The 16,287-nt window shown below is 33.8% G+C and carries 16 protein-coding genes; 10 read left to right on the top strand and 6 right to left on the bottom strand.

Features of this window, described 5'->3' with window-relative positions:
* Positions 1-189 precede the first annotated feature (189 nt).
* Entirely contained in the window at positions 190-1,482 is a 1,293-nt protein-coding gene (locus tag KO515_RS08045; protein WP_215935860.1) for an aminopeptidase P family protein, read from the top strand.
* A 92-nt stretch (positions 1,483-1,574) separates the two neighbouring features.
* Positions 1,575-2,498, top strand: a complete 924-nt coding sequence (locus tag KO515_RS08050) for an EamA family transporter (RefSeq protein ID WP_215935861.1) — start codon at positions 1,575-1,577, stop codon at positions 2,496-2,498.
* A gap of 117 nt (positions 2,499-2,615) precedes the next feature.
* Here the strand turns inward: KO515_RS08050 and KO515_RS08055 are convergent, their stop codons facing one another.
* The 4 genes from KO515_RS08055 to KO515_RS08070 form a co-directional block, all read right to left on the bottom strand.
* A complete protein-coding gene (locus KO515_RS08055) occupies positions 2,616-3,944 on the bottom strand; it encodes an aspartate kinase (protein ID WP_215935862.1) in 1,329 nt (442 codons plus the stop codon).
* A gap of 197 nt (positions 3,945-4,141) precedes the next feature.
* Positions 4,142-4,846: a DNA adenine methylase gene (locus KO515_RS08060; RefSeq protein WP_215935863.1), complete on the bottom strand. Its 705-nt coding sequence runs from the start codon at positions 4,844-4,846 to the stop codon at positions 4,142-4,144.
* Positions 4,843-6,150, bottom strand: a complete 1,308-nt coding sequence (locus KO515_RS08065; RefSeq protein ID WP_215935864.1) for a branched-chain amino acid transport system II carrier protein — start codon at positions 6,148-6,150, stop codon at positions 4,843-4,845. The genes KO515_RS08060 and KO515_RS08065 overlap by 4 nt, the downstream gene beginning before the upstream one ends.
* Entirely contained in the window at positions 6,151-7,704 is a 1,554-nt protein-coding gene (locus KO515_RS08070) for a serine hydrolase (protein ID WP_215935865.1), read from the bottom strand. It abuts the gene before it with no gap.
* 93 nt (positions 7,705-7,797) lie between these two features.
* Between KO515_RS08070 and KO515_RS08075 the strand changes: the two genes are divergently transcribed.
* Both KO515_RS08075 and KO515_RS08080 read left to right on the top strand, forming a co-directional pair.
* Complete coding sequence (locus KO515_RS08075; protein WP_215935866.1) at positions 7,798-8,574, top strand: alpha/beta fold hydrolase; 777 nt, start codon at positions 7,798-7,800, stop codon at positions 8,572-8,574.
* Between the two features lie 402 nt (positions 8,575-8,976).
* Complete coding sequence (locus KO515_RS08080) at positions 8,977-9,207, top strand: hypothetical protein (RefSeq protein WP_215935867.1); 231 nt, start codon at positions 8,977-8,979, stop codon at positions 9,205-9,207.
* Here the strand turns inward: KO515_RS08080 and thiL are convergent.
* Entirely contained in the window at positions 9,197-10,243 is a 1,047-nt protein-coding gene (gene thiL / locus KO515_RS08085; protein ID WP_215935868.1) for a thiamine-phosphate kinase, read from the bottom strand. The two genes, KO515_RS08080 and thiL, sit on opposite strands and share 11 nt — an antisense overlap.
* A 387-nt stretch (positions 10,244-10,630) precedes the next feature.
* Here thiL and KO515_RS08090 point away from each other — a divergent pair, with 387 nt between their 5' ends.
* From KO515_RS08090 to sufD, 6 genes are all read left to right on the top strand, one after another.
* Entirely contained in the window at positions 10,631-10,870 is a 240-nt protein-coding gene (locus KO515_RS08090) for a hypothetical protein (RefSeq protein WP_215935869.1), read from the top strand.
* A 136-nt stretch (positions 10,871-11,006) separates the two neighbouring features.
* Positions 11,007-11,336 carry a HesB/IscA family protein gene (locus tag KO515_RS08095; protein WP_215935870.1) on the top strand — a complete coding sequence of 110 codons (330 nt, stop codon included), beginning with the start codon at positions 11,007-11,009 and terminating at the stop codon, positions 11,334-11,336.
* A 15-nt stretch (positions 11,337-11,351) separates the two neighbouring features.
* On the top strand, positions 11,352-12,800 hold the full coding sequence (sufB, locus tag KO515_RS08100; protein ID WP_215935871.1) for a Fe-S cluster assembly protein SufB: 1,449 nt from the start codon (positions 11,352-11,354) through the stop codon (positions 12,798-12,800).
* A 22-nt stretch (positions 12,801-12,822) separates the two neighbouring features.
* Entirely contained in the window at positions 12,823-13,230 is a 408-nt protein-coding gene (locus KO515_RS08105) for a hypothetical protein (RefSeq protein WP_215935872.1), read from the top strand.
* 4 nt (positions 13,231-13,234) lie between these two features.
* A complete protein-coding gene (sufC, locus tag KO515_RS08110; protein WP_215935873.1) occupies positions 13,235-13,987 on the top strand; it encodes a Fe-S cluster assembly ATPase SufC in 753 nt (250 codons plus the stop codon).
* A gap of 222 nt (positions 13,988-14,209) precedes the next feature.
* Positions 14,210-15,523, top strand: a complete 1,314-nt coding sequence (gene sufD / locus KO515_RS08115; RefSeq protein WP_215935874.1) for a Fe-S cluster assembly protein SufD — start codon at positions 14,210-14,212, stop codon at positions 15,521-15,523.
* A gap of 54 nt (positions 15,524-15,577) precedes the next feature.
* Here sufD and KO515_RS08120 read toward each other — a convergent pair.
* The coding region (locus tag KO515_RS08120) for a hypothetical protein (RefSeq protein ID WP_215935875.1) at positions 15,578-16,287 on the bottom strand (710 nt) is incomplete at its 5' end.

The raw sequence follows: 16,287 nt of genomic DNA on the forward strand, positions 1-16,287 counted from the left end.
TATAATATTGACACAAAATACAAGAATTTATCGGTTCTTAAATACTGAAAACCTATTTCAAAATACAAAACTTAATAAAAATCATTTTGATTCTTATCAAAATGTTAAACCTACTGATCCCAATTAGGTATTTTTAATATTGGCTAAATAAAACTGTAGCTTTGTGATTCAATTAAAAATTTATATACCATGAAATACGATCTCATAAATTCTAATCTTTTCATAAAAAATAGAAAAAACTTCAAAGCCAAAATGGTGAGCAACAGTTTAGCTGTTTTTAATGCTAATGACATTTACCCTATTGGCGCCGACAGCACCATGCCTTTTCAACAAGACAGGAATTTATTCTATTTAAGTGGAGTTGATCAAGAAGAAAGTATTTTAGTCCTATTTCCAGATTGCCCAAATGCTAAACACAGAGAGATTTTATTTTTAACCGAAACCAACGCTCATATCGCTGTTTGGGAAGGTGAAAAATTAACAAAGGAAAAAGCGTTTGAAACTTCGGGAGTAAAAACCGTGTATTGGTTACAAGATTTCGACAAAATTATGAAAGAAATCATGTCGCAAGCAGACACAATTTATATCAATACCAACGAACACTATAGAGCTAACGTCGCTACAGAAACCCGTGAAGCACGTTTTAACAAAAAAATTAAAGAGCAATTTCCGGCTCATAAAGTTGAAAAAAGCAATCCTATTTTACAACGCTTACGCTCTGTTAAAGATCCGCTTGAAATCGATTTAATTCAACAAGCTTGTAATATTACCGAAAAGGGATTTAGACGTGTTTTAAAATTCACAAAACCTGGTGTTTGGGAGTATAATATTGAAGCCGAATTTATCCATGAGTTCCTTAATAACCGTTCTAAAGGATTTGCGTACACACCTATTGTTGGCTCTGGAAATAATGCCAATGTTTTGCATTATATTGAAAACAACCAACAATGTAAAGCTGGAGATTTAATCTTAATTGATGCTGGTGCAGAGTATGCAAATTATGCTAGCGATATGACGCGAACTATTCCGGTTTCAGGAAGGTTTAACGACAGACAAAAAGCGGTTTATAATGCTGTTAATCGCGTGAAGAATGAAGCCACAAAGCTATTAGTACCAGGAACTATTTGGGCAGATTACCATATTGAAGTTGGTAAATTAATGACCTCTGAATTATTGGGGTTAGGCTTATTAGATAAAGCCGATGTTCAAAACGAAGATAAAGATTGGCCTGCTTATAAAAAATATTTTATGCATGGCACCTCGCATCACATGGGATTAGACACACATGATTATGGGATTTTAACAGAACCAATACAAGCAAATATGGTATTTACTGTTGAACCGGGAATTTACATTCCGGATGAAGGTTTTGGTATTCGTTTAGAAGATGATGTGGTTGTTCAAGAAACAGGAGAACCGTTTAACTTAATGCGCAATATTCCTATTGAAATAGAAGAAATTGAGGATATTATGAATTCTTAATTTTAAATTGCTTTTAAATACTAAAAACTTGTAAGCTCATTATGTAGCTTGCAAGTTTTTTTAGATTAATATTGAGTCCTAAATCGTTAGGTATGAAATTGACCAAAGAACGTCTTTATATAATACTATCCTTTTTTTCAATTTATGTGATTTGGGGTTCTACCTATTTACTAAACAAAATTTTAGTAAGTCAATTAGCTCCATTTTTCGCAGCTTCCATCCGTTTTATTACAGCCAGTGTTTTGATTTTTATCATCGCAAAAGCATTGAAGATTCCATTAAAAATTACAAAACGGCAACTACGAAATACTAGTATCGCTGGTTTTTTGTTCTTAACTATAGGAAATGGCCTAGTCGTGTGGTCATTACAATATGTGGATAGTGGTTTTGCAGCTTTAGAAATTTCAGCACAACCTTTAGTCGTCTTAATTCTTTTGCGAATTTTAGAAGGTAAAAAAATACAACCGATGTCTATATTAGGTGTAATCATAGGTTGTATTGGTATTTACTTACTCGTCAGCCAACGTGAAATGATTGGAAAAGATGGTATGATTACAGGAATGGTAATGATCTTTATATGTATGCTCAGTTGGGCATATAGCAGCTTATTTGTTGCTAAAGCAGATTTACCTAAGAACTTTTTTGTAAATACAGGCTACCAAATGTTATTTGGAGGTTTGATGCTATTTATAGCGAGTATAGCTGCAGGAGAAGAGCGTCTCGCATTTACGCGTTGGAACACAGAAATTATTAGCGTTATGGGAATGCTCATTATATTTGGTAGTATCGTAGCTTTTACTGCGTTTAACTATTTACTCACTAAAGTGTCTCCTGAAAAAGTAGCAACTTCAACGTATGTCAATCCAATTGTCGCTTTAGTCTTAGGGTGGTATTTTTTAAATGAAACTATTACACTTCAATCTATAATCGCAGCAGCTGTATTACTCACTGGCGTGTATTTTATAAACACTAAGAAAATGCTCACCATTTTTAAGCGGTTTAATAAAAATCTTTAACACACCTATATTGCTGTCAACTTATTAGACTTTATAGCGCTAAATTGCTACAATTAACCGTTAGCTCAAAACCACTTTAGTCCAACAATTACGAGCACACTAAAACACGCCAACGATTTAAACCTCAACCAAACCACTTTCAAAGACGTAACGTTGCAATTTCTGCAAGGTCTCTAATTTGTCACTCGTATTGACTAAGAGTGAAATATTATTATTACTACCACCATAAGCAATCATACGTATAGTAACATCTTGTAATACCTGGAAGAGTTCTGGCGTATCAGGATGGTAAATAATTTGGTTACCAACCAGGCAAACAATACTCATGTACTCATCTATGTCTACAGTTGCGAATTTTTTAAGTTCTTCGTTAATAGCTTCTAAATGTGTGGTATTATCTATAGTTAAGGACACTGCAATCTCTGAGGTCGTCACCATATCTATAGATGTTTCGTAACGCTCAAAGACTTCAAACACTTTCTTTAAAAAACCGTGTGCTAAGAGCATACGTACCGACTTAATTTTTATGGCTGTAATGCCATCTTTGGCTGCAATGGCTTTAATACCTTCACCATGAATTTGGTTGGTAATTAGTGTACCATGTGCTTGTGGTGCCATGGTGTTTTTGAGTCGTAATGGAATATCGAGTTGGCGCACTGGCATTACGGTTTGCGGATGCAAAATTTTAGCTCCAAAATAAGCTAACTCAGCAGCTTCATCGTAAGACAAATGGGATAAGGCTTGCGTGTCGTTAACATAACGTGGATCGTTATTATGGAAACCGTCAATGTCTGTCCAGATTTGCACCTCATCGGCTTCAATAGCTGCACCAATGATGGTAGCTGTGTAATCGCTTCCACCGCGTTGTAGGTTGGTAATTTGCCCTTCAGCATCCAAACATATGAAACCTTGCGTAATGTAAATATCAGCTGGCGACTCAGCATCTATAAGTCGGTTAAGATTCTGCTTGATGTAAAAATTATCGGGTTCGTTATGACTATCAACACGCATAAAATCTAAAGCTGGCAATAATCTTACGCTAAACCCTTCTTGCTGTAATAAGCGACTAAACATAAAGGTGGATAGCAATTCACCATTAGAAACAATAGTATTGTGTAATAAATTTGAAAATGGCTCGCTTGTAGCTTCTAACAGCAAACGAAATCTTGCGTTTACATAATTACTAACTTCTTGACGCAACGTTTCATCTTGCAATAAATCGTAAACCACCGAATTATAGGTTTCATTTAAAGTTTCAATACATTTTTTTGCAGTATTAACATTACCAGATTCAACTAAAGTCGAAATTTCTACAAGTGCATTTGTAGTGCCTGACATGGCGGACAGAACTACAATTTTACGATTTCTGGTCGCTATGATATCTTTAACTTGATTCATATTTACCACAGAACCTACAGACGTGCCACCAAATTTATATACTAACATACTATTTTTTAAAATGCTAATGTATAAAGCATTACAAAATCAAACCTAATTATTTTAAAAAATAGTACAATAAATTACATTTTGTTAAATAATTAACAAAGAATTTGTTGCATTTCCATATAGAACTCCCCTTAAAACATCATCCCTTACCATAATCGAAGTGATGAACCTTAAAAGGAATGACATATGGACTTTATTTATCCATTGAATACAAACAAGCGTTCTACACTTTTTTTGACTGGTAAGTTATCGGCATGCCAAGAAAAACTTGTTTTAGCTGGTTTTTCCCAGATGCATTTAAAATCTTCTGGTGCATTGTATTCACTAACAAACAATTGATGACCTGCTTTGCTTTGCTGTCTGCACCATTCCCAAAACTGTTCATGATTAAATCCATCTCTATATTTAGTTGTTGAAGCATATGGAGGATCACAATAAATAATGCTTTGTTTTGGAATATCTAATTCGAGATACGATTTGCATGATAAAATTACACCTTCAAGATTAGGAACTTGTTTGGTAATATTACGGTAGTGTTCTCCCCAATAATCACGTTTTCCTTCCTTATCGCGCCTGTAACCAGCAAACCATTTCCCACCAAAAGAGTTAAAGCCAACATAACTTACTAAATGTTTTGGATATTGATCTTGGTTGTATTTTATATCCTTATATGCTTGCTCACTCACAGATTGAGGGGGATCCCAATTCTCATAGATTAAGGCTTGCCACATCTCGATAAGTTCTTCATGCTGATCATTCGCAATTCTTATCCCATCAACCTTGTCAATCATATTCATACCTCCAGCAAAGGGTTCAAGGTAGACTTGACTCTCTTTTCTATCTTTCAGAATTATTGGCAATAAGTCTTTAGCAAAACGCGCCTTACTTCCCATGTACTTCATATGCTCTTCTTCATGTTTAATTCTACACCAACCGAAATAATAAATACTAAAAACGCTGGCAACACCCAACCCAAACTTTGGCTTGAAAACGGAATATAATTAGTTATGGATCTTAAAGTTTCAGATGGACTTATAAACCCCACAACATCTGGAATACTAAATAAAATTGCAGTAAACACAACGGTTCTAAAAACTAAAGGTGACGCCATTTTTTCTGGCAATACATTTAATAATATTAGTATGATCGTAATTGGATAAATAAATAATAACACAGGAATAGCCACCACAATAATTGAATTAAAATCAAACTGACCAACAGCAAAACCTAAAACACTCGCCAAAATAGCAGTAACATTATACACTGTTTGCGAATTATTAAGCAACCCTTTAAAATAATCAGCCGTACCTGCTATAATGCCAATGGCTGTTGTAAAGCAAGCTAATGAAATTAAAATGCTTAAAACGGTGTTACCAAAATCACCTAAAGCAGAAATACTAATAGCACGTAATAAATTAGCCCGTTGCATATCACTACTGAGTTCTGCATTAATATTGATTTCAGAGCTATAATACGCACCAACAGAAATTAATCCTGCATAAATAACAAACAAGCTTAAACCCGCAATAAAGCCCGACTTTCTGATTAGCGTCCGTTTAGAACTGTAGATTTCTACAGCCATATTTTTAAAATTCAACGATACAATGATTACCGCTCCAACTACAACGGCTCCAATAGCATCAAAGGTTTGATACCCTTCTAAAATACCTTTTGAAAACGGAGTTTCAAATTGGGAAATCCCTGTATTAAATTCCGTTGAAAACAATCCAATTCCTATAACAGCCAATAACATTATGACAATAAAAGGGGTTAGAAACTTGCCAATAAGTCCCAATATTTTTGAACGGTTGAGCACAAATAAGAGTACCAACGAAAAATAAATAGCACTCGTTAACGTAGATGAAGTTCCAAACGCTGGGAATATTGCAATTTCGTGGGTTGCAGCCGCGGTTCTTGGTGACGGAATAGCAACAGCAATAACATAAATAAGGATACAATAAATTAAACTAAACGTCGACGATACCTTTTTGCCAAAATCAAATAATGTGCCTTGCAATCTGGCATGAGCAAGTATCCCAAGAATAGGAATAACCACTGCTGTAATCATAAAACCAATGGTTACCAAAAACCAATCGTCTCCGGCGTTATAACCTAATAAAGGTGGAATCAATAAATTACCTGCTCCAAAAAACAAGGAAAACATTCCAAAACTGGTTATTAAAAGCTCTTTCTGTTGTATGGTCACCTAGTTGATTTTCTTGAGTTCTAAATCACCAAAATCAAAACTGAAATCAGTAATTGGAGCAATATAATCCATGGTCGCTGAAATGGCTTCTCCTCTTTCATTGAACGTAAATTTCACATAAACATCAGCATCATAACTTCTGTCATTCCATTTTGCAACAAACGTAGTGGCATTTAGTGGTAACAATGCACCAAACAATCTAGAAGACCGGCTACTTTTTATGGCATATCCTTTGTTAGCGTCATGAGAAATAATGACATCCCCAAACCAATCATCTGTATACGTGCCTACAATTTGACTTGGTGTTGGTAACGACTTGAGTGTTTTCGCTTTTTCAACTTTTGAATACACTGCAACCTTTATACTATCATTATATTTAATAAAATCTGAATTTCTCTTTCCGTATTTTTCTAACCAGTTACGGTTTTCATATCCTAAATACGCATCTTTGATGGTGTTGGTAATTGTACTAAACGCAGAACCGTTCATTTGATTAGTTAACACCACAATTCCCAAATCCAAATCAGGAATCATAGTAAATTGCGTCACCGTTCCTAACAACCCTCCGGTATGATACACTTGTTTGTAACCTCCTTTTACATCTGCCACAAACCATCCTAAACCATAACCCTTAAAATTAGACGCATACGAATCATCAGCGCTCACTTTTAAAGGAGTTTGCAACTGCCAAAGTTCGTGAAATTGGGTTTTACTTAATAGACGTTCACCATTCTCAGTTACAGCATCATTCATTAAAAACTTGGACCAGGTTAGCATATCAGTAATATTACTCATAATACCACCTGCTGGATTTGCCGTTTCACTCCAATCATGTGGAATTTGAATTACTTTACCTTCTGCCATCGTATGCGCATCAATAATATTGGATTTATCCGTGACGCGATTATAAGACGCTTTACTACGCACCATTCCAACAGGTTTCATAATTTTAGTTTCTATAAAATCTTCCCAAGACAGACCACTTATGCGTTTTAAAACTTCACCTGCGATTATAAACATATTATTGTTATAGGCAAATTCACTTCTAAATGAACTTTCAGGTTCTAAATATTTTACGTTATGAATAATGTCACTTACTGTAAAATCACTGCCTTCAGGAAAAAACATGAGATCTCCTGCTCCCAATCCCATTCCACTGCGATGTGTGACCAAATCTCTAACCGTAAATTCTTCAGTGACCCAAGCATCGTGTAATTGAAATTCTGGAATATGTTGACGCACTTTATCATCCCAATTAAGTTTACCAGCGTCTACCATCATTGCTAAAGCAAAACAGGTGAACCCCTTACTATTAGACGCAATACCAACTAAGGTCTCGTCGTTCATTTCTTTTTTATTGGTTAGCGAACGCACACCATGACCTTTTGAATACACAATTTTACCATCTTTAAAGATTCCCACAGAAATGCCAGGCACATCAAAAGTGGTTAAAGTCTCTTGAATTAAGTCATCAAGTTGTCGCTCATCAATTTGAGCATTGAGTATGCAAAAAAATACAATTAGAAATAATGTAAAAAAACGTTTTAAAACCATTGGGTCTTTAATTTAATTTGAATGATTTCAAAGATACTAAAATGTTATAATGATTAATGAGTAGAAATACTTTCAAAATATATCTTTGCAATTATGATTTTAAATTACAAAAATAGCCGCATTCATTATACGGTCGAAGGACAAGGTAATACGATTGTTTTACTTCACGGTTTTCTTGAAAGTGTAGCTATGTGGCAAGATTTAGTGGCTGATTTTTCGAAGAATAATCAGGTTATTTGCATTGATTTATTAGGTCACGGACAAACAGACTGCATCGGTTATATCCATACAATGGAAACGATGGCAGATGCTGTTTTAGCCGTTATAGATCATTTAAATATTGAAAAAGCACACGTTGTAGGTCATTCCATGGGAGGTTATGTGGCGTTAGCATTAGCTGAAAAGCAACCAGAACTCTTTAATGGACTTTGCTTAATGAATTCCACATATGAAGCTGATGATACTGCCCGACAATTAATTAGAACTCGTGCTTCCGAAATGGCACAACAAAATTATGAGGTTTTGGTGAAAATGTCATTTGCCAATCTATTTGCACCAGAGAGTAAAGCCACTTATAATGTAGCCTATGAAAAAGCTCTTCAATTAGCGTTGCAAACACCACTACAAGGTTATATTGCTGCACAAGAAGGTATGAAACTTAGACCTCACCGTTTTGACATCTTCAAGTCCTTGAATTGCAAAAAATTAATCATTATTGGAAAAAAAGACCGCCTTATAGCTAGTGAACAAATTTTAGAGCAAATTAAAGACACAGACATTGCTTTTGTAGAATTTTCAGAAGGACATATGAGTTATATTGAAAATAAATCAGATTTATCTTACAGTTTATTACGTTTTATCGAAAAATAAGTCCCTTAAACGTTTTGTTTGAATTTATTTTCTAAGTTTACTGAAGAGATTAAAAAATAAATCGTAAACAACCACATTATGAAACCTAACAAACTCTACTGTGATTTATTTGGACATAATTATCAGATTACCAAAAAAGTTACCAACCATGTCAATGAGTACACTTGTAAATGTTGCAAAAAACAATTAACAACGAACAGCAATGGTAGACTCACAGAACTAACCCCTAAGCATCAAGACATAAATACAGCTCTTGAGCGTCTTTACAACAATAAAGCAATGCGTTTGAAGCGAAAAACACTCACTTCGTCGATTTGTTAATTGTTGATAACTTTTAAGTAACTAATTTTCTTATCTTTAGAATCCCTATTATTATGATAACATCTCTAAGAAAACTAGTTAATGAAAAACATTTATTGCTCATTATTTGGACATGATTATACAGTCTCCAAAAATGTTACTTATCACGTTAAAGAATATAAGTGTAAAAATTGTAAAACAGAAATGACCATCGATGGAGATGGAAAATTCATCCCTCTAACACCAAAATTCAAAGAAATTAATAGCGTATTGCATCGCGTACACAATAAGCGTTTAGAAAAAGGACAAAAACTTTTTATGCTTAATCTTTAAGCGCGTTCCAACCCTTAGCTATTATAGCAATTTTTTCATCCGCTCTAGTGACTAAGTGCATACCTCTGTCTTCTTCTGTCATATAACCAATAACGGTTAAATTAGGATTGCCTTTTATTTTAGGAAAATCTTCTTGAGAAATCGTCATTAATAATTCATAATCCTCACCTCCATTTAAAGCAATGGTAGTGCTATCTATATTAAATTCCTCACAAGTAGAAATCACCTGAGGATCTAAAGGTATTTTTGTTTCATACAAATCTACACCAACCTTACTTTGTTTGCATAAATGAATGATCTCAGATGAAATTCCGTCACTAACATCTATCATACTTGTCGGTTTAACGTCTAAATCCTTCAGTAATTCCACGATATCTTTTCGAGCTTCAGGCTTTAATTGTCGTTCAATGATATAGGTATACATTGATAAATCTGGCTGGTTATTAGGATTCACTTTAAAAACTTCTTTTTCACGTTCAAGCACTTGTAATCCCATAAATGCTCCACCAAGATCACCGGTTACCACCAACAAGTCATTTGGCTTTGCACCAGATCTTAACACTTCATCTCCTTTTTCAACTTCTCCAATTGCCGTTACAGAAATAATTAAACCAGAGGTTGAAGATGTTGTATCTCCACCAACAACATCAACATTGTAAAATTTGGCAGCCATCGTAATCCCTGCATATAATTCTTCTAATGCTTCCAACGGAAAACGATTTGAAACCGCTATAGAAACCGTGACTTGAGTTGCCATAGCATTCATAGCATAAATATCCGATAAGTTAACCACTATGGCCTTATAGCCTAAATGTTTTAGAGGCGCATAACTCAAATCAAAATGCACACCTTCTACTAATAAATCCGTAGAAACAACAATTTGTTTATTAGCAAAATTTAGAATAGCAGCATCATCTCCAATACTTTTTACAGTTGATGTTTGGGTGACTTTAAAATGATCCGTTAAATGTTCAATCAATTTAAATTCTCCTAATTCACTCAAAGGAGTACGTTTTGGGTTTTTATCTTCAATCATAATGCAAAAATATTATGCTTTTATGACATAGCCGTACATTGTTAACAATTTTATATAGCATTCTGTTACTATCCTGAATTTTAAATCAAATAAAAAAACACTAATAACAATAATTAAAGACACTTTACACTATTCAAAACAGGTTTCTAGAGATAAAAATAACCACTTAAATTCATAAAAACATAAAAGTCTCTACATCATTTCATTCGCTCCTTAATACCTATTTTCAGAAATCATTTTAACCCCTCTTTTGTATTCATAAAGAGAGTCATTTTTAAAAAAAATCCGACGAAATACATCCATTTTGTGCATTTCATCGAAAATTTAAGTATTATGACTTGTTTTATGTTTGATTTTTTAAATTGTCCCACCCTAAGTTTATAACCTATGAAATCCAACTCTACTATCACCCTACCTTGTGCTGTATTTGGCCACAATTATGAAAGATCTAAAACAAATATAGATCACACAATTGAACTCACATGTTCGCATTGCGACACCGTAGTCATTACAGATCGTCACGGTAATTTTGAAAACATCACTGTGGCTAATAGTCAAATAGCAGATACCTTACAAGAGCTATATCGTCTTACTAGGCGTATCCCTAAATCTAAAGTAGCTATTTAAATATACTTTTCTTTAGCTTTATCTACAATAGCCAAACCCTATCAAATCATATGCTAATATAATGTTAGTACCTATGGTAAAACCTTTGTTATATCGTATATTTGCGTTCTATTTAGAATTCATCTAGTTAAACGATATGATTAAAGTTTCTGATCACGCAAAAAAGAAAGTCATAGAACTTATGACTGACGATGGCTTCAACCCTGTAACAGACTACGTACGTGTAGGTGTTAAAAGTGGTGGTTGCTCTGGTTTATCTTACGACTTAAAGTTTGATAACAAACAAGCCGACGATGATAAAGTATTTGAAGACAATGATGTTAAAATTATTGTAGACAAAAAAAGCTTTCTCTACCTCATCGGTACTACACTAGAATATTCTGGAGGATTAAACGGAACTGGTTTCGTTTTTAACAATCCTAATGCCAACCGAACTTGCGGTTGCGGTGAATCATTTTCACTTTAAAATTAAAACAAAGACATGTCAAAATATACCGAAGACGACTTAAGGGAAGAATTAAAAACTAAGGAATACGAATACGGTTTTTACACAGATATTGAATCTGAAACTTTTCCTGTTGGATTAAATGAAGAAATTGTAATCGCCATTTCTAAGAAAAAAGAAGAGCCAGAATGGATGACCGAATGGCGTTTAGAAGCTTTTAAGGTTTGGAAAGAAATGGAAGAGCCAGATTGGGCTAATGTCCATTACCAGAAACCAGATTTTCAAGCGATTTCTTATTACTCTGCGCCAAACAGCAAACCAAAATACGATAGTATTGATGAAGTTGATCCAGAATTATTGGCCACTTTTGAAAAATTAGGTATCTCATTAGACGAGCAAAAGAAATTAGCTGGTGTAGCTATGGATGTGGTTGTTGATTCAGTTTCTGTAGCTACAACATTTAAAAAGACTTTAGGTGAAAAAGGTATCATCTTTATGAGTATTTCTGAAGCCATAAAGGAACACCCTGAATTAGTTAGAAAACATTTGGGAACTGTGGTGCCACAAAAAGATAATTTTTACGCCGCTCTAAATTCTGCTGTATTTAGTGATGGATCGTTCTGTTACATTCCTAAAGGGGTACGTTGCCCAATGGAATTATCAACTTACTTTAGAATAAACCAAGCAGGAACTGGTCAGTTTGAAAGAACTTTAGTTGTTGCTGATGAAGGTAGTTACGTCTCATACCTAGAAGGTTGTACTGCTCCAAGTAGAGATGAAAATCAATTACATGCCGCTGTTGTAGAATTGATAGCATTAGATGATGCTGAAATAAAATATTCAACAGTACAAAACTGGTATCCTGGAAATGCTGAAGGAAAAGGAGGAGTTTTCAACTTTGTAACTAAAAGAGGACTTTGTGAGAAAAACGCAAAAATATCTTGGACACAAGTTGAAACGGGTTCTGCAGTGACATGGAAATACCCGAGTTGTGTATTAAAAGGGGATAACTCGGTTGGAGAATTTTACTCTATTGCTGTGACTAACAATTATCAGCAAGCGGATACAGGCACTAAGATGATTCACTTAGGAAAGAACACAAAATCAACAATTATATCTAAAGGAATCTCTGCTGGTAAATCGCAAAATTCGTATCGTGGATTGGTTCAAATTAATTCTCGAGCAGAAAATGCGCGTAATTTTTCACAATGTGATAGTTTATTAATGGGAAATGAATGTGGTGCACACACCTTCCCATATATTGAAGCAAAAAACAAAAGTGCCATGATTGAGCACGAAGCAACAACTAGTAAGATTGGTGAAGACCAAATATTCTACTGTAATCAAAGAGGTATCGATACAGAAAAAGCAATTGCGTTAATTGTAAATGGTTTTAGCAAAGAAGTCCTCAATAAGTTACCAATGGAATTTGCTGTTGAAGCTCAAAAACTACTAGAAATAAGCTTAGAAGGTTCTGTAGGATAACATAATTATAAAGATTCATAAAATGAAAAAAATCAGTCTTATCATTATTTTAGCTTTAGTAATGTTCGCGTGTAAAAACGACACAAAACAACCTGTTGATTTAGAAGAAAATCGTGCAAAATCATATGATCAAAACGATGGATTTATTACTGTAAAAGGGGATTTTGTGTATTACGCAGATGCCGCTGTTTTACAAACACCAAAAGAAATCTTTGGTGTGGTTATCGATGAGAATATGCACATATTGGCTGAACAAGTTAAAGCATTTAAGACAGAAGATACGGACATGGTTCCTGTTACTGTGAGAGTGAGAAAATTTGAAAAAGATAAAGACGAAGAAGGTTGGCAATTCAAAGTAGAAATTAAGGAGATTTTAAAAGTGGAAGCACCAGACCCGAATAAAGAAGATGTTATAAAATTAGCAAATTAAAACTATGTTAAAGATTAATAATTTACACGCAAGTGTAGAAGATAAAAGTATATTAAAAGGTATAAATCTTGAGGTAAAACCAGGCGAAGTACATGCGATTATGGGACCTAACGGTTCTGGTAAAAGTACCCTTGCTTCTGTAATTGCTGGTAAGGAAGAATATGAAGTTACCGAAGGTAATATCTTGCTAGACGAAGAAGATATTGAAGAATTATCCGCAGAAGAACGTGCACACAAAGGTGTGTTCTTATCGTTTCAATATCCTGTAGAAATTCCTGGAGTAAGTGTGACTAACTTTATGAGAACAGCTATAAATGAAACTCGTAAAGCAAAAGGCTTAGAAGACATGCCTGCAAAAGACATGTTAAAAATGATTCGTGATAAATCAGAACTATTAGAAATTGATCGTAAATTTTTATCACGCTCATTAAACGAAGGGTTTTCTGGTGGTGAGAAAAAACGAAATGAAATCTTTCAAATGGCGATGTTAGAACCAAAATTAGCCATCCTAGATGAAACGGATTCTGGTTTAGATATCGATGCGCTACGTATTGTTGCTAATGGTGTCAACAAGTTAAAATCAAAAGACAACGCGGTTATTGTTATTACGCACTACCAACGTTTGTTAGATTATATTGTTCCTGATTTTGTTCACGTTTTATACAATGGAAAAATTGTAAAATCTGGAGGAAAAGAATTAGCACACGAGTTAGAAGCTAAAGGTTACGACTGGATTAAGGAAGAGGTTAACGCCTAATTAGTAAGCCAGTGGTCAGTATTTAGTAGGCGGTTGCTTCCTCTATTCTGATTACTCTGAATTAAAATTAAATAAAAATTAATTATTAAATTTTGATGGTAGTTGCTCAGTGGCATTTGATTTTATACTACCCATAAATTAATATAGAATAATCAATTTTACAGTTATAGTTAACAATTTTGTGGACTGAAAACTGAAGACTGATTACTGAAGACTTAAAACATGAGTTTAAAAGAAAAATTAGTATCGTCATTTATGGCATTAGAGGACACTGTTGATGTGCACTCGTCAATACATGACATTCGTACTGAAGCTATAAAGAATTTTGAAGCTGAAGGGTTTCCTACTAAGCGACAAGAAGATTGGAAATACACATCATTGAATTCGATTTTAAAGCACGACTACAGCGTGTTTCCTAAAAATGAGAATGCATTAGAATTTAAAGATATTAAACAGTATTTTATACATGATATTGATTCGTATAAAATCATTTTTATCGACGGGAAGTATTCATCGCACTTATCGCAAACCACACATGATGGTTTAGATGTTTGTTTAATGTCTGCAGCGCTAACCAAACCAAAATACAAAGTAATTATTGATAATTATTTCAATAAAATCGCTGGAAAAAATGGTTTAACATCGTTAAATACGGCGTTCTCTTTAGAAGGTGCCTATATCAATATTCCTAAGAATAAAGTCGTTGATAAACCGATTCAGATTATTCATTTTTCAACAGGAAATGAATCGGCAGTCATGTTACAACCTCGTAATTTAATTGTGGTTAATGAAAACTCTCATGTTCAGATTATTGAACGTCATCAGAGTTTAACCGACAATCCTGTTTTAACGAATTCTGTTACTGAAATCTTTACTAATAAACGTGCCATTGTAGATTATTATAAGATTCAGAATGATAATGAAAATGCTTCGTTAATAGACAGTACATACATCAACCAAAAACAGGAAAGTTTAGCTAAAGTCCACACCTTTTCTTTTGGAGGTAAATTGATTAGAAATAATCTAGAATTTTACCAAAATGGAGAGCGTATTGATTCTACCATGAAAGGCATCACCATTATTGGTAATAAGCAACATGTAGACCACAACACTTTAGTGCATCATATTGAACCTAATTGCGAAAGCCACCAAGATTATAAAGGTATTTTTGATGATAACGCCACAGGTGTATTTAATGGAAAGGTTGTTGTTGAAAAATTAGCACAGAAAACGAACGCATTTCAGGCAAATAATAACATTTTAATTAGTGACAAAGCGAGCATTAACACCAAACCTCAATTGGAGATTTTTGCAGATGATGTAAAATGTTCTCATGGTTGTACTATTGGTCAATTAGATGAAAGTGCTATGTTTTACTTACGTTCTAGAGGTATTCCTGAAAAAGAAGCACGCGCTTTATTGATGTTTGCTTTTAGTAATAACGTTATGAATTCTGTTAAAATACCAGAACTTAAAAACAGAATTACTAAGATTATAGCTGAGAAATTAGGTGTTAATCTTGGGTTTGACTTATAAATAGATTAGTACAGACCTGACAGGTCTTAATTACACAAAGAAAAGGATGGCTATTTAGCGATCCTTTTCTTTTTTAAATTCAATCTCCTTCATCGTACCATCACAAGATAATAACATACCTATTACTATGTTATTTTTATCTTTTATAAAATGATACAATGTTCTATCATTATTTCCAAATTCATTTAACTGAACAGGTTGTAAATTTGCGCTTTCCCTATCTGCATACACCAATTTAAGCATCGCGTTTTCTTCAAAAAAACGATAAGAAACATCTAATTCTTCAGAGTAAAAATCACCCACAAAATCTGAGATTTTAACAGCTTCAACATCAATAAATTTAGCATGTTTAAAATAAAATGGTGTTCCTCCAAATGAGATCATCAGATCGTGAGATACTGAAGGTGTAAAATCGTATTTCACATTCTGACTTTGTGTTCTATAGAACTTGTTTTGGTCATATTGCACAAGAGCGACTGAAGTTCTGCCCATTGAACCAATTGATTTCAAGGTGTCATTTTCAACAAATATTTTCATAGTCATATCGCTATTAATTTCTTTGTATTCACCTATAAATTCTTTACTATTTTGTTTTTTAAAAGAAACTTTGACATTGGTTTCTTCATGAATCTTGTTCTTATCTAATAAAACATCTAAAATTTGATAAGCTATTCTTGGAGCATCAATCCCTTGTGAATTTGTTAAAACAATGACACCTATTTGCTTTTCTGGAACTGTAATTAATTGAGAACGTCCACCAAAAC

The organism is Winogradskyella psychrotolerans (assembly GCF_018860545.1).
Taxonomy (GTDB): domain Bacteria; phylum Bacteroidota; class Bacteroidia; order Flavobacteriales; family Flavobacteriaceae; genus Winogradskyella; species Winogradskyella psychrotolerans_A.

What these genes read in the sequence shown, in the direction of transcription:
- KO515_RS08070 (WP_215935865.1), bottom strand. Translation starts at nt 7,704, where the DNA reads ATGGTTTTAAAACGTTTTTTTACATTATTTCTAATTGTATTTTTTTGC.
- sufC (WP_215935873.1), top strand. Translation starts at nt 13,235, where the DNA reads ATGTTAAAGATTAATAATTTACACGCAAGTGTAGAAGATAAAAGTATA.
- KO515_RS08090 (WP_215935869.1), top strand. Translation starts at nt 10,631, where the DNA reads ATGAAATCCAACTCTACTATCACCCTACCTTGTGCTGTATTTGGCCAC.
- thiL (WP_215935868.1), bottom strand. Translation starts at nt 10,243, where the DNA reads ATGATTGAAGATAAAAACCCAAAACGTACTCCTTTGAGTGAATTAGGA.
- sufD (WP_215935874.1), top strand. Translation starts at nt 14,210, where the DNA reads ATGAGTTTAAAAGAAAAATTAGTATCGTCATTTATGGCATTAGAGGAC.
- KO515_RS08050 (WP_215935861.1), top strand. Translation starts at nt 1,575, where the DNA reads ATGAAATTGACCAAAGAACGTCTTTATATAATACTATCCTTTTTTTCA.
- KO515_RS08060 (WP_215935863.1), bottom strand. Translation starts at nt 4,846, where the DNA reads ATGAAGTACATGGGAAGTAAGGCGCGTTTTGCTAAAGACTTATTGCCA.
- KO515_RS08075 (WP_215935866.1), top strand. Translation starts at nt 7,798, where the DNA reads ATGATTTTAAATTACAAAAATAGCCGCATTCATTATACGGTCGAAGGA.
- KO515_RS08045 (WP_215935860.1), top strand. Translation starts at nt 190, where the DNA reads ATGAAATACGATCTCATAAATTCTAATCTTTTCATAAAAAATAGAAAA.
- KO515_RS08080 (WP_215935867.1), top strand. Translation starts at nt 8,977, where the DNA reads ATGAAAAACATTTATTGCTCATTATTTGGACATGATTATACAGTCTCC.
- KO515_RS08055 (WP_215935862.1), bottom strand. Translation starts at nt 3,944, where the DNA reads ATGTTAGTATATAAATTTGGTGGCACGTCTGTAGGTTCTGTGGTAAAT.
- KO515_RS08105 (WP_215935872.1), top strand. Translation starts at nt 12,823, where the DNA reads ATGAAAAAAATCAGTCTTATCATTATTTTAGCTTTAGTAATGTTCGCG.
- sufB (WP_215935871.1), top strand. Translation starts at nt 11,352, where the DNA reads ATGTCAAAATATACCGAAGACGACTTAAGGGAAGAATTAAAAACTAAG.
- KO515_RS08095 (WP_215935870.1), top strand. Translation starts at nt 11,007, where the DNA reads ATGATTAAAGTTTCTGATCACGCAAAAAAGAAAGTCATAGAACTTATG.